4 protein-coding genes and 1 pseudogene are annotated in these 15,032 nt (G+C 55.9%); 1 reads left to right on the top strand and 4 read right to left on the bottom strand.

Annotation, left to right across the window (positions count from 1 at the left end):
- Window positions 1-38: 38 nt before the first annotated feature.
- From AB1E22_RS11315 to AB1E22_RS11305, 3 genes and pseudogenes are all read right to left on the bottom strand, one after another.
- Entirely contained in the window at window positions 39-917 is an 879-nt protein-coding gene (locus AB1E22_RS11315; RefSeq protein WP_367597365.1) for a DMT family transporter, read from the bottom strand.
- Window positions 918-1,202: 285 nt separating this feature from the next.
- The gene (locus tag AB1E22_RS11310) at window positions 1,203-1,589 is read right to left on the bottom strand and encodes a contact-dependent growth inhibition system immunity protein (protein ID WP_367595418.1); all 387 of its coding nucleotides are present in this window, start codon (window positions 1,587-1,589) and stop codon (window positions 1,203-1,205) included.
- A pseudogene (locus AB1E22_RS11305) lies at window positions 1,586-3,715 on the bottom strand (hemagglutinin repeat-containing protein); the annotation flags it as partial. The pseudogene AB1E22_RS11305 and the gene AB1E22_RS11310, both read right to left, overlap by 4 nt.
- 141 nt (window positions 3,716-3,856) lie before the next feature.
- On the opposite strand from AB1E22_RS11305, the gene AB1E22_RS21815 reads away from it, so the two are divergent.
- A complete protein-coding gene (locus tag AB1E22_RS21815; protein WP_437178414.1) occupies window positions 3,857-4,147 on the top strand; it encodes a SymE family type I addiction module toxin in 291 nt (96 codons plus the stop codon).
- A 281-nt stretch (window positions 4,148-4,428) separates the two neighbouring features.
- On the opposite strand, the gene AB1E22_RS11290 is transcribed toward AB1E22_RS21815, so the two are convergent.
- The gene (locus tag AB1E22_RS11290) at window positions 4,429-15,030 is read right to left on the bottom strand and encodes a hemagglutinin repeat-containing protein (RefSeq protein WP_367595416.1); all 10,602 of its coding nucleotides are present in this window, start codon (window positions 15,028-15,030) and stop codon (window positions 4,429-4,431) included.
- Window positions 15,031-15,032: the final 2 nt, after the last annotated feature.

The following is a 15,032-nucleotide window of genomic DNA, read 5'->3' as shown; positions in this document are numbered from 1 at the left end:
ATGGATAAATAATGGCCTGCATTTGACGATTTTGTAAACTATCTGCGAATAACGTTAACCCGCCAGATACCAAAGCACACCAGCACCAGCGCCAGGGCATAACGCCACTCAAGAATGCTCTCTTGCAAGAAGATGGCCGACAGCACCGCGCCCGAAACCGGGATAAGGAAGTTAAACGGGGCAATCATCCCCACGCGGTTATGTTTTAGCAGCAGGCTCCAGAGCGCAAACGCCACGGAAGAGAGCAGCGCCAGATAACCGAGAATCGCCACCGATTCCCAGCCATGAAACGCCAACGTGCCGCCGCTGGCATAACCGCCAACCGTCAGCACCACGCCGCCGATGGCAAGTTGCCAGCCGGTCATAATCGTCGGGTCTATGGTTTGCGAAATGCGTTTCCCGTAAAGCGACGCAGCAGAGAGAATAAACGCCGCCAGCACTACAAAGCCATCGCCCATCCAGCTAAAGCTAAAGTCCATCAACTGGCTGTTGAAGTTCACCACCATCACACCGGCAAAACCCAGCGCACAACCGATCACTTTGTTGATACTGAGCTTGTCGTTTTGGTAGATAAAGTGCGCCAGCAAGACGCTAAAAAAGGTCCCGGTGGCATTCATAATCGAGCCTTTCACACCCGTGGTGTAAGCCAGGCCAATATAAAAGAAGATGTATTGCAGCGCGGTTTGCGTCACGCCCAATACCGCCAGTTGGGAATATTGCTGGCGCGATAAGCGAGCAATCGGTTTACCTTGTAAAAGGGCAAACGCCAGCAGCAGCAGGCCCGCAATAATAAAGCGATAACCCGCAAAAACTATTTTTCCCGGAAGGTCATCCGTGGCTATCTGAAAAATTTCATAACCGTTTTTAATTGCCGGATAGGCACTTCCCCATAACAGGCAACAAAATGCGGCGCCCATCCAGGCAAATTTCTTATTAGTAAACAGCGAAACGTTATTGCTCACGCCCCTTCCCCTACCAAAAATAAACTGTCGTTTCAGAATCGGCCATTATCCGTTAATACAGAAAAATAGCGATAGCGCCATCCATTATACTGAGGAAGATCTGTAAGCTTTCAGGTCGCAAGCAGCAGCAGATCCTTGAGTTTATGGAGATGATCACGGCTTAAAAACCGGCTGTGGGGAAGTGGATTTGAGGGTTAAGTGACAGATAAAAAAATCCCGGCGACTTGGGCCGGGATACTTTTATCTTACTATTTTATTGATTTTTAATATGTCTTTATTTAATTCATCATTAATATCTGAAGAACCTAGCTGATTTATAAGCTGCTTTATTTGGATAAAGATACTTATGTGATCTTTTAGGTCCTCTCTTTTTATTGTCGATAAAGCAGCTATGAGTTCACCATCATAATACTCTCCAGCCAGCGGATCCTCAGTCAGAATATCCAACACTCTCGGCATCAAGTGATCAACACATAGTTCCTGTCGAAGAGCACGGCAAACATCTTCGACAGCTAACTCTTCGATTGGTATATCGATGACGCGCTCGAACCATAGTTCAAGCGGAGATTGTTGACTTGATTCCTTTGCTACGTTGATATTTCCTATCAATTTACGAAAAGTACTCATATCCCATGCCCTTTCAAAGCTGATTCTATTTTATTAATGGCGTCGGTTGCCCTACCATATGCAGCTTGAGCTTCAGGGTTATTCACGTTTTTCAACGTATCCGCATTATTTCTTAATCCTCTGAGCGTATTCTGCATTTCCTGCATATGATCCCAATATCCACCATTCTCTTTAGGTACCGGATTACCATCCATATCTTTGAGAGTTCCTGTTATATCATGATCCTTCAGTGCATTTTTTATAGTGTTATCAATCTTCTTGATAGAACTTTCTTGCTTCTGATTAAGTTTTTCTACAGGTTTTTCATTCTGCTGTTTAGGATCATTTTCTGGTGGTGGAGGCGTTCCAGTTCCAGACCCCGTTCCACCCAGTTCAGCCTTATCTGCATCTGTCAGATCTTTCCCTGCATTCGGCTGACTTTGGGCTTCTGTGTCATCATCGCCGAACATCTCTGCAATTATTGCACCGATACCCGCTCCCGCAACACCACCTGCTGCACCTCCGGAGTTACCAATAACACTCCCACCGTCATGAAGGATATCTACCCCGTTGGCACAAGTTGTCGGAGTACATCCATTCAGCGAGTTATTCTCAACCGCATTCCTGCCAGCCTGTGCGCCCGCAATCGTTCCCGCGGTATCATCCCCGACCAGCCCGCCTGCCAGGGCTGCAGCCATCGTCGACAGCGCGGAGATATTCTGCTTCTGCTCTTCCGTCAGGTCTTCACGCTTCACGCCAGGGTAAAGCTGCCGCGCAATAAGTTCACCCGTGGCCGCTCCTGCTGCACCGGCTCCCGCGTCGCGGCCCTGAAGTTCTGCCACCACACCGCCCAGAACAGCGTGAGCGATGGTGTTCGCAACGATGTTATCTTCACCGACCTGTTTCTTGATCTGCTCCGCCAGATACGGTGCCGCGCCACCGGCTATCGCAGCAGCAATATCACCACCTGCCAGCCCCTGCAGTGCCGCCGTCGCGGCCTGAAGCCCCTGCTGGATATCGCTACCGGTGCCGAACTTCTTCATTTCAGCCTGATATTCCGGCGTCTTGCGCAGTTCATCTGCGTTCATACCCGGATGTTTATCCTTCGCCGCTTCCAGCCCTTTGATATCGCCCCGGGTCCGGACAATATCCATCGCCTGGCTGCCAACTTCACCGATGCTCTGCGCGATCTCCAGCCGCTTCTGCTCTTTCTCCTTGTCGAATATCGGGCTGATGCTGCCGTTCGCGTGCTCCACATCCCGGCTCAGGTCTGCCACGTCCTGCTGCTGGTTTTCTGTATCCCTGATAGTGATGCTGCCTGCGCTTATGGCCGCTTTCGTCGTCCCTTCCGCGCTCCCGTCTCCACCCGCGACGACCGGCAGGCCGTTCGCCATATTGCCGATAAAGTTCTCCGCAATGCTCCCGCCCGTGCTGATACCCGCCCCTGAGTGGCTGACGTCGTACTCCGCCTTATTGCCGATATCGCTGAACCCCAGCGTGCCGGTATCCAGGCTGTTTTTATCAGCCGTTCCCGTGCTGGCTATCACCCCGCCATCAAGCTGCGTATGACCGCCCACTGTGATATCAAAACCACCGTCTCCGGCAAATATCCCGCTCTGCTCGATTACGCTGTCATAGTCCGAGTGCATCTTGTCTTTACTGAAACTGATGCCTCCCGACCCCGTCATGGTGCCAAACGAGAAACTGGCCCCGCCGCTGATGCTGTCCTGCCTGCTGTCGTAATAATCACTGTCCTGCAGGCTGCTGATGGTCAGGTCGCCGCCGATATCCGCCACCACGCTGTTACCGCTCACCTGCGCACCGGCAATCGTGGTGTCGTCCCCGCTGTGGATAGTCACGCGGTTGCCCGCATCTATCGTGGTTTCATTCTGCGTGGTGCCGTTGCCGGACTCGTTGCCTCTTGAGCTGTTGCCGCTGGCGGAGATATTGATCCCGGCACCGCCGTTACCAACACCAATCCCGACACCCAGCGACCCGCCGTGGCTTTCGTTATCCCCTTCCAGCAGTTGCGTGTTCTGCGAGGAAATCAGGTTGATATCGTTCGCCGCATCCAGCGTCACATCCAGCCCGGCCTTAATCTGGCTGCCAATGGCGGTGATATCTCCACCTGTTTCGGTTATTGACAGCAACGTCGCCCAGGAAGTTGAACTTTGGATCGGTGCGAAAGAGATAAGAAATGCTACCGCCCTGCCGTGATTCAGGATCTGCAACAACGACAGGTTATCGCCTGGCAATTAAATAAACATTAGTGACTATCGTAACGAGTAATAAAATTCATCATCGACTGGAAGACACACAACAAAGTAACTTCCATCACCCTTAAAGGAAGCGGGCTGGAAGATGCGGGGTTTAAGACGGGTACACCGCTGAAGGTGCGTATGATGCCTGGTTGTCTGGTGCTGACCGCCGAAGAGCCGTTACCCCCACCGCCGCCAGAGCCGGAGATTATGCAGACACTGCGGAAGATCCCCAAACTTTCGGCACGCAAGCAACAGCAGATCCTTGAGTTTATCGAGGTGATCACGGCTAAAAAACTGCCTGCGGGTAAGTGGATTTGACGGTTAAGTGACAGATAAAAAATCCCGGCAACTTGGCCGGGATTCAACTCACTATCGAATATTAAAGCGGTACATGATCCAAATACCGATAGTTATTAATACGCCAGTAAATAAGCCGATTTTCATACTGAGGTACAGTATCTGAACTAACGAGTCATTAAATACGCCTGTTTTAAAATATAAAATCAGATACTTCAATGAAGTGATGATAAGCGTACATATCGTCATCGCTATGACCAAGATCAAAGCCGTGAGAGCCCAGCGGAGCAAGCTTATTTTCATCACTTGCTACCTTTATTTAGCTCGTCTATAGACTTGGGAACTCCTTGCCCCGTGCTTTCTGTTGCAAATGAAGATGTTGCAGTACCCGCCATTCCCGGAACAGGAGATAGTGGTAAAGGTTTGCTAATCCCCATACCCATATCAACCCATGCGTAATTTTTCCAAGCTGGATTAAATACTTTGTCCAGAGCAGGTAAAACAATCTTATTACCTATTCCATAACCAACCGCAGAACCCGCAGCCCCCCAGCCTGCTCCCGTCAGCGGATCATCCCCTTTCAGGTAATTTGATGTCGCACCGCCAGCCGCATTCCAGCCAACAGTACCAATAAAGCCTGTATTTGCTGTAAACGCACCAACGTAGGTTGCTATCAGCACATCCGTCGGGTTAACTGTTCCGTTAATCGCGTATTGGATCCCCGCGTTCGCTGTGCCACCTATTCCCGCAGTCACCTGCATGCCACCCGGCAAATAAACCAGCCCCGCTGTTGCCATTGCGCCTGCCACTGCACTCGCCTCATTCTGTGCCTTCTGGCAGCTTGCCGAAGAAGGTGCTATTTCACAGGTCGCCATATCAATACCATGCTGACGGATGAAGGCTGCCTGGCTTTCCTCATTACCTCCAAACAGGTTATTAGATACCGAGTTCTTACCCTCCTGTGCCCCCGCAATAGCACTCGCAGTACTGTCACCCACCAGTCCACCTGCAAGCCCTGCTGCCAACGTCGAGAGCGCCACCACCTTCTGCTTCTCCTGCTCCGTCAGCTCTTCCGGCTTTCTGCCTGGATAAAGCTGCTGCGCTATCAGCTCGCCCGTTACTGCTCCTGCCGCGCCCGCTGCCGCTGATTTACTCTGCAACTCTGCCATTACCCCACCCAATATCACATGCGCGACCGCACGACTGCCCTCATCCAGATTGAGGTTATGAATTTGCTCCGCCAGATACGGTGCCGCGCCACCGGCTATCGCAGCAGCAATATCACCACCTGCCAGCCCCTGCAGTGCCGCCGTCGCGGCCTGAAGCCCCTGCTGGATATCGCTCCCTGTACCCCATTTTTTCTGCGCATCCCTGTAGCCGGTCGTTTCGGTCAGCGCCTTGTTGTACTCAGCCCATTCGTTCTGCGGCGCATCTTTTGCAGGCGCTTTTTTCCCCTTCGCCTCAAGCTCCGCTTTACCCGCAGTTATTGCCTGGATTTGCCCTTCGGTCCTCGCAATATCCATCGCCTGGCTGCCAACTTCACCGATGCTCTGCGCGATTTCCAGCCGCTTCTGCTCTTTCTCCTTGTCGAATATCGGGCTGATGCTGCCGTTCGCGTGCTCCACATCCCGGCTCAGGTCTGCCACGTCCTGCTGCTTGTTCTCTGTATCCCTGATAGTGATGCTGCCTGCGCTGATGGCGGCTTTCGTCGTCCCTTCCGCGCTCCCGCCTCCACCCGCGACGACCGGCAGGCCGTTCGCCATATTGCCGATAAAGTTCTCCGCTACGCTCCCGCCCGTGCTGATACCCGCCCCTGAGTGGCTGACGTCGTACTCGGCCTTATTGCCGATATCACTGAACCCCAGCGTGCCGGTATCCAGGCTGTTTTTATCGGCAGTTCCCGTGCTGGCTATCACCCCGCCATCAAGCTGCGTATGCCCGCCCACCGTGATGTCGAACCCGCCGTCTCCGGCAAATATCCCGCTCTGCTCGATTACGCTGTCATAGTCCGAGTGCATCTTGTCTTTACTGAAACTGATGCCTCCCGACCCCGTCATGGTGCCGAACGAGAAGCTCGCCCCGCCGCTGATGCTGTTCTGGCTGCTGTCGTAACGGTCGCTGTCCTGCAGGCTGCTGATGGTCAGGTCGCCGCCGATATCCGCCACCACGCTGTTACCGCTCACCTGCGCACCGGCAATCGTGGTGTCGTCCCCGCTGTGGATAGTCACACGGTTGCCCGCATCTATCGTGGTTTCGTTCTGCGTGGTGCCGTTGCCGGACTCGTTGCCTCTCGAGCTGTTGCCGCTGGCCGAGATATTGATCCCGGCCCCGCCGTTACCAACACCAATCCCGATGCCCAGCGACCCGCCGTGGCTTTCGTTATCCCCTTCCAGCAGTTGCGTGTTCTGCGAGGAAATCAGGTTGATGTCATTTGCCGCATCCAGCGTCACATCCAGCCCGGCCTTGATCTGGCTGCCAATGGCGGTGATATCTCCGCCTGTTGCGGTTATTGAGACGTGATCTCCGGCGGTTAAGGTGCTACCGGTCGCCGTGTTCTGCTCGCTGTGCGAGCTGGATTTGGACGACTGCGACCCGATGGAGGCGCTGATGCCAAACGCGGTCGAGCCATTCTCCCCACCCGCTTCTGCCAGTTGCATCGCCTGGTCTGCCTGCACGCCGTTCATCGCCGCCTGGGCAATTTTCAGGGCCGCCAGCCGGTCGTCGCTCTCTTCATTCGCTGACTGCGCCGCAGTAACCGCGCCGTTCACCGCACTGCCTGCCGCCCCGGACAACGCTATCGTCAGCCCGCTGCTCTTCTGCTCGAAAGATTCATCGTGCGTGCGCCGGTCACGCCCCGGCTCAATCAGCACACTGTCGCCCGTGATGCTCAGATCTTTGCCAGCGATAATATCGGCGCCGCCAATGTGCGCCTGCCCGCCCGCGTTAAGGGTGACATCCCCGCCCGTTGACCCGATGGTGCTGAAGCTCTGACTCTGGGTGGTGCCCTCATCGTTCATCTCATAGCGGGATTTATTCGTACCGATGGTGACGCCAATACCACCATTGCCCATCAGCCCACTCTTTTTCTGCTCTTTAAAACGGTAGGTTGAGTCGGTATCTGTCGCCGCAATAATGTCGATATTATTGCCCGCATTCAGCGACACATCCCCGTCGCCCACCACCGCGGAGCCTTCCACCAGAAGATTATTTCCGGCAGCCAGCGTCACATTATCGCCACTCAGCAGCGTGCCCGCTTCCCGGGTCGCGCTGTCCTCCTCAATCGTGTGCGTCGTGGTTTTGTTCAGGAACCCGCTTTTAGTCTTCGTCTCTTCCTTGAAGTGGTAATCGCTCTCGGTCGCAGTGGAGAGGTTGATGTCGCGCCCTGCCGCAATCCCAATGTCACCGTTCGCCGTCACCTGTGCCGCCGCAGAGTTCACATCGCGCCCGGCCACAATTGTCGCCTCCCCGCCACTGGCGATTTCCGTGCTGTCCTGGCGCACCGATTCGTTGATTTCGACCTTTTTCTTCGCGCGGTAGCTGTCGCCTTCGGTGGTTTCTTCGGCCAGCAGGTTCACATCACGCCCGGCCTGCATCGCCACATCGCCTTCTGCCGCAAGGCCCGCCGCGTGGCTGTTGATATCCCGGCCTGCGACCAGCGTCAGGTCGTCGCCTGCCGTGATAGTGCTCCGGGCGTTGTCGGTACTGTGGGTTTCTCTTTTGCCTTTTCCGGAAGATTCGCGGGTTTCAGCCGCGTTCAGGTTCAGATCGTTGCCCGCAATCAGCAGCGCGTTTTCTCCCGCACTCACCTGGCTTGCTTCAACCGTCAGGTCATTGCCCGCCTGCATGCCGATACTGCCGCCTGCCGATATCGTGCTGCCGTTGTACGTCACCGAACTGCTGCTGGTTGCGTCTTTGCCCCGGAAGCCAGACTGGCTGTCCGCGTCGGTTATCTGGTTCGCCGTTATGGCGATATCACCCCACGCCTGCATCACCAGGTCACCGCCCGCCGCCACGTTCGCATCGGTGATATTGATGTCGTTGCCCGCGAACAAGCTCAGGGAGTCCAGCGCCACAATACCCGCCGTCGGCCCGCTCAGCGTGTCGGTGAAGCTGACCGACTGGCCCCATTTTCCGGTGCCGCCCGCCTGCCACTGCTCGGTGAGCGTGATGTTGTTGATATTGCCGTCGAGGCTTTCCAGTGCCACGGTTTTGCCCGCGATCTGCGAGCCGATGTTGTTGATATCGCCCAGTGCGCTCAGTTGCAGGTCACCGCCCGCCTGCATCAGCCCGGCGTTGAGGTTGCTGATGCTGTTGGCGCTATCGATGCTCAGGCCATTTTGCGCCGCGATGGTGCTGCCGCTGTTGGTGATGTTGCCGCCCGCAAGCTGCACGTTATTGCCGGAAATTACGCTGCCATTGTTAACCGTCACGTCTTTTGCCGACAGGTACACTTTGGGGATCATCACCGTCTGGCCGTTCACCGTCGCCGCTTCCCACCACAGGATGCTCTGGTCGAGGGCCGCAATCTGCGCGTGGGTCAGGGCAATACCAAACTGAAGCCCCAGCGAGCGCTGGGCATTCGCCGCGTTATCCATCAGGTACTGCATCTGCGCCAGATCCGAGCCGATGCCGTTGATATAGCGGCTGCCGGTCTGATTAAGAATGAAATTGCTGACGTAGCGGGTGTCGAAAGCCGCATCGCCGAGGAAGCGGTAGTCATATTCCGGGTGCAGGTTCAGGCGCTCAAGGAAGTACGACGAGCCGAGGAATTTATTCTGGTCGGTGTAGGTGGCGTTAGTTTCACGCGGAGCCTCGCCCGGCGTCATACCCATCAGCGCATACAAATCACCAAACAGGCTTTGATCGAGTTTGCCCAGGCCATCAAGTTTGGGGTTGGTGGTGATGAGGTACGGGCTGTTCGGGTCGGTGGAGGTGACGAAATAGCCGTTCTGCCCGGAAGGGAGCGGGTACGCGCTGGTATCCACGCCGTGGGGCTGGTACGTATTCAGGCTGCTGCCCTGCGCGGAGGCGTTATTCAGTGCTGTGGCGTCGCCGAGGTTGGCATTATCCAGCCCACTGAGCTGCGAGCCTGACGTGTCCAGCCCGCTGCCGCCATTAATTTGCTGCAACGCGTTCTGGAGTTGGTCGTTCCACTCCGGAGAGTTGATAGCGACGCTGTCGTTACCCGCAAGGTTTTGTTTTTGCACCGCACTATCAATGGTCTGATTGCTCAGAGTGTTGAGGGTTGGGGCAGCGATCGTCGGAGTGATGCCCCCGGTGTTTGCGGTAGTGGTGGTGTTGCTGATGTCGTTGGTAAAGTTAGCAACGACGTTACCGCCCGCCTGGATTACGGAGCGGTAAATTTCACCTTCGCCACGTTCATAACGCGCTTCTCCTGTGGCGCTATAAACGATGTATTTAGATGTAATATCCCCTTTTGAAACTGTAGATTCCACTATGGGCACTTCGTCTAACCCAAACCCATACTGATACGTCTGGTAGCGGATTTCACTGCCAGAAAACCACGACTGATTATTCAGATAATTGCCAGAAAGCGTGACATTATTATTCGCTAAAAGAAGACTGGCTTGATTATCTAAATGCCCGGCATACAGATCGATATCATGCCCCGCAGAAATACGAGCAGCTCCACCATTAGCCATCACAGTGACTGTCGATATCCCAGTAGAAAATTCCTTAACTTGTTGATTAAGGTATGGAACAGGTGTCGAACTATAGTGCGTTGTTGGGGCTGCACCGTGACCAGGGCTACCGCCTCCTGATTCCCAGCTGTTTATTACATATCCGTATTCACCTGCTTTGAAGTAACTTAGCGGTATTTGAGCTTCAATATCTGTTACCCATGAATATTGCGGCAGACTGCTTTCAGTTTGCGTAACCTCCAACCCATCCCGCTCATTCAATAAATGCCCGGTCTTAATTGTGATATCGCCGTTAACCGTCTCAATATTTCCGGAGGTATTCACCACTTCCGCATTGGCATTTCCCGCCGCGTCACGCTGCATCCATAGATTATTACCCGCCAGAATATCGCCGCGGTTATTTCGGATGCTGTTGGCTAACAGGGACATATTATTCCCGGCGTACAGCAGCGCGGTGTTCATAATATTCCCGACGGCATTCAGCGTCAGGCTGCCGGCGGTACCGGTAAATCCATTTACGGTGATATTGCTACGGCTGTTGAGCGCCACGTCGCCGCCCGCCTGCAAGGTACCAGCGGCGTTCATGGAGATGCTGCTGCCAGAAAGTGTGCTGCTGCCGTTGCCAGTGGTGATTTGCCCGTTGTTGGTCAGCGCGCCGCCTGCCGTCAGGTTCACCGCCTGGCCCTGCATCACGCTCTGGTTGGTGACAGCACCGTCACTGATAACATTCAACGTGTTACCCGCTGCCAGCACGTTTTGGCCCGTAAAGGCGTGGGTCAGCTTCAGGGTTAAATCGCCCAGCGCCACCACCTGGCCGAGCTGGTCGAAGCCGGTGCTGGTAAGCAGCAAATTGCCGCCGCTGAACAGCTTGCCTGCGGCCTGGAGATTGACCTGCCCGGCACTGATATTCAGGCTGGATGTCCCCAGCACCGTGCCTGCGTTGGTCAGTTGCTGGTAGTTCAGCGCAAGATTGTTACCCTGCGCAGTGCCGCTGTTGGTCAGGCTGTTGCCGGTAAAGGTTCCCTGCTGTTCCGCCAGCAGCGTCCCGCCGTTAACCGCCGTGGCGGCGTTCAGCGTTAATTGGCCCGCCTGTAACCAGCCGTTGTTGATAAGCGATGCGGTGTTAAAGACGAGTTCGCCCCCGGCAAGGGTTCTGCCCTCGTTACGGGCAGATTGTGCGGCGTTGATACGCGCCGAGGTGCCGCTCTGAATCAGGCCGTAGTTGAACAACTCCGGCGTGGTGATGTTCAGAGATTGCTGGCTGATGATGCTGCCCGTGGCGCTGTTAGTTAGCCGCCCCGTCAGATTTAGCGCCAGCGCGTTCGCCCCCTGTAAGCGCCCGCCGTTAACCAACTGCCCGGTATTAACCGTCAAATCGCCCGCCTGAATACGCCCCTGGTTATCCACCGAGGCCGCATCAAGCGTGAGTTTTCCGGCGGTGAGCAGGGTTTTATCTGCCTGCTGAGTGAAAGCTCCGGTAAGCGTCACGGTCAGCCCGTCCACGCCGCTTATGTCACCTGCGTTATTTAGCGAATCACCTTTTAGCGTAAGATTTTTTGCCAGCCACTGCCCGCCGTTGGTCAGGCTTAACGCCTGAAGTGTCGCGTTGCCGTTGGCGGTGATTTTGCTGTTGCTATCTGAGTTCAGCCTGTCAGAAAGAGTGAGCGTCAGCGCATCCGCACTCTGAATCGCGCCGCTATTTTGTAGCTGCTGCGCACTCAATAGGATATTTTGCCCCTGCCAGGTGCCGCTGTTTGTGAGGCTGCCACCGTTAACCGCGAGTGTTCCGCCCGTCAGTATCTGCCCGCCGTTCACCAGTTCCAGCAGTGGGGCGGCCATCAGCAAACGGCTTTCCAGGGTCAGGGAATCCAGCCCAATCATCGTGCCGGTATTGGTGATTTTATCCCCGCGCAGCCCCAGGTTTTTACCCTGTAGCGCACCCCGGTTATCCAGCGTTGCGCTGGTAAGCACCATGTTGCCTTCGCTGAGCAACGAGCCGCTGTTTGTCAGCGTCTGCGCATCAATCTGCGTTTTTCCCTGGCTTAACAGGTCACCGGTGTTAGAAAGCTCGCCGGAAACGTTAACGTTCACGCTATCGGTGCCAAGCAGCGAGCCGCTGTTTTGCCAACTATCCGCGGTAACGCTCGCCTGCCCGCCCTGCACCGTGCCCGCCGTAGTCAGTTGCCCGGCATTCAGGTTTAGCGCCCCTCCGCTCAGCACACGTCCGGTGGCTGAAATATTCAGCACCTCGCCCGTCGCACTGAGGTTGCTAATGCCCTGCCACAGCCCGCTGTTGGTGAACGTATTCGCCTCAAGCGTCAGGTCATCCGCCATCATTTTGCCGCTGTTGCTGAGAGTATTGGCATGGAGGGCAACCGAGCTCTGGCTGTACAGCACCCCGCTGTTATTCAGCGTTCCGCTGGTGAACGAGGCATTCTGCCGCGCCAGGAGCTGGCCTTCTTGTTCATTGGTCAATGCGCCATTGAGATTAAATAGCAGGTTATTCGCCAGAATCGTCCCGCGGTTGGAGAACTGCTCCCCGTTCAAGATGAAGTCGTCGTTGACCTGCAATAAGCCCGTGTTATCCAGGCTACCAGGGGAGAGATTGAGCGCCCCGCCGCTAACGATTTGCCCGTGGCTGAGGTTAGAGATGCTGCTGGCATCCAGCGCAAGAGAGGTATTGCCCTGCAAGCGCCCGTCGTTGTTCAGAGAGGCGGTTATCAGGCTTAGCGCCTGGGCCGCCAGGCTGCCGGAGTTAGTGATATCTGCCGCGTTCAGAGTCAGTTGGTTCTGGCTTAATACCGCGCCGCTGTTGGTGAACGCGCCGCTGATGTGGGCGGTCAGGGCATCCAGCGCCTGGGTTTTGCCGCTGTTGGACCACTGCCCGGTATTCAGTTGCAGGGAATTTCCCTGGATTACGCCCTGATTAGCCAGCGTCTGACCCGAAAGCGCCATCTCCCCGCCGGTGAGCCACTGACCCGTTTCCTGGTTGTTCAGGCTGTTACCCGTGAGCACCAGGCTATCGCTGCCCTGAATCAGGCCGCTGTTGATGAGATCGCCCTGAAAAGTGACGACGGTTGCCGCCAGCCAGCCACGGTTCTCCAGCGCACCCGCCGTGAGTTTCACCCCCTGCTGACCGAGGATTTTCCCCTGGTTGCTCAGGTTATGGCGCACGTTAATCGTGGCGTTCTGTTCACTCAGCACATTGCCGGTGTTGATCCATTCGCCGCTGGCAAGGTTAAGCGTTTTGCCCTGTATCAGCCCGCTGGTGTTCAGGCTGTCAGCGTTGAGGGTCAGCTCTGCACCACTGAGCATTTGCCCCTGGCTTACGAGGCTTTTCGCCGTGACGGCAAGTCCGCCGTCGCCCTGCATCACACTGCGGTTAGCGAAGGTGTCGGTATTGATCGTCAGTAGGTTTGCCGCCAGTTGCCCAGCGTTATCCAGCGTTTGCCCGCCGATCGTCATCTGCTCGTCGGCCAGCAGCAGGCCACCGACCTGGTTGGTGAGCGTAGCGGTTTGGCTCGTAAGATTAGCGGCGTTGATTTCACCGCTGTTGGTCAGGCTGTTCCCGCCGAGGAAGAGATCGCGGTCGCTGGAAATCAGCCCGGCGTTGATGAGCGTAGGGATATTCAGCGCCAGATTTTGTTCGCTGTAGATCGTGCCCCCAAAGCGGTTATCCAGCCTGTCGGCGCTGAGATTTAGCGCCTGGTTTCCCTGAAGTAACCCGCTGTTGGTCAATGCGGCGCTATTAATCGTAAGCGCTGGTGCAACCAGAATGCCGGAGTTGGCGATCTGGTTGCCCGTCAGCGTGATAGCTGCCGCGTTGCTTTTACCGCCGTGGGTGAGTGAATCGGCCCAAATATTTAGCGCGCCTTTTGCCGCCTGCGTGCCATTCAGCTCCGCCTGTTTCGCATTAATCGCAAGCTGGCCGCCGGTCTGCAGGGTGCCGCTGTTGGTCAGGGTGTCGAGGGATATCTGCGCATCACCGTTTGCCGCCAGTTGCCCGCTGTTGGTCAGCGTTTTACCCGTCACTGACAGATTTTGCCCGGCGGTGAAGTGACCTTGCGTGGTGCCGGTTCCGCTTAGCGTGGCGGTAATATTTTGTGCTGCATCGCCCCGGCTGGCCTGATCCACAGCCAGATCACGAGCAGCTAGCGAAAGGTTTTTCGCGGCGGTCAAACTGCCGTTCGCCACGCTGATCTGGCCCTGGCTGTTAAGGGAAATATCACTATCGCTGGCAAGCTGGGCGTCATTGATGGAAATTTCGCGCACGCCAGAAACAGACAACGCACCGCCCGCCTTATGCTCGCCGCTGAGCGCAATACTGTCTCCTTTTGCGGTTAAATTTCCGCTGGCGAGGCTATTTTTGACCGTCAGTTTGCCGTTCGCATCAAGCGTGATATCCCCCTGCCGCGCGTTCAGGTTGCCGAGATTGACGCCCACGCCTTTGTCGCTGGAAACCAGGTGAATACGATTGGCATACATGCAGCCGAGTGCCCCGGTATCCACGGCGATAACCGGGGCAGCACCTTCTCCGGCTATCGCCGTCACACGCCCGTCAGCGCCGACGCGGTTGGCACCGGCAATCACTTTCAAATCTTTGGCATGAATACCGGCGTTAATTTCGGTGGCGCGGGAAATAATCGACAGCGCGTCCGTCTGGCTGCCGTCCAGCCCCTGGCCTTCAAGGGTGATGCTGCCTTTGGTGACGTCCAGTTGTTGCAGATTGCCGCTCGCATCAAACACCGGTTTGCCGGTGGTGAGCGTCGCATTCGGGGTGTTGATAAAACCGCAGCCGTTACAGGTGATACCGTAGGGGTTGGCGACCATCACGTTCGCCGCTTTGCCCGCCACTTCGGTGTAGCCCTGAAGCTGTGAGCGGTTTGCACCCGTCACTTCGTTGATGATGGCGCGCGCTTCCTGGCCTGCTTTCAGGTTAGGGTTGTTCTGAATCAGCCCCCCAAGCTGCGTCGGGTTAAGCTGCCCGGTGGCGTTGTTGAGGATTATCCCCTCTTTTCCAACGTTGTAATCCTGGAACTGGTTATGGGAAATCCCCGCCCCGTTCGGCGTGGCGATGTTCACCACCGGCACGCCGTTCCCGGCCTGATCCATCTGCGTCGCGTTGTTCGCCGGCGTGGGTGCCGCAAACGCCGGAAAGACCGGCTGCCCGGCCAGCAGAATGCAGATGAGATAGCTGAGCTGGCGCTTGACGAAGTGAACCGGCGGTTGTTGATTTTCCATAA

The sequence above is a fragment of the Buttiauxella gaviniae genome (genome assembly GCF_040786275.1).
Lineage (GTDB): Bacteria > Pseudomonadota > Gammaproteobacteria > Enterobacterales > Enterobacteriaceae > Buttiauxella > Buttiauxella gaviniae_A.
Note: the sequence above shows the minus strand (reverse complement) of the source record. Positions and strands in the feature narration are given on the sequence as shown.

What these genes read in the sequence shown, in the direction of transcription:
- AB1E22_RS11315 (WP_367597365.1), bottom strand. Translation starts at nt 917, where the DNA reads ATGGGCGCCGCATTTTGTTGCCTGTTATGGGGAAGTGCCTATCCGGCA.
- AB1E22_RS11290 (WP_367595416.1), bottom strand. Translation starts at nt 15,030, where the DNA reads ATGGAAAATCAACAACCGCCGGTTCACTTCGTCAAGCGCCAGCTCAGC.
- AB1E22_RS11310 (WP_367595418.1), bottom strand. Translation starts at nt 1,589, where the DNA reads ATGAGTACTTTTCGTAAATTGATAGGAAATATCAACGTAGCAAAGGAA.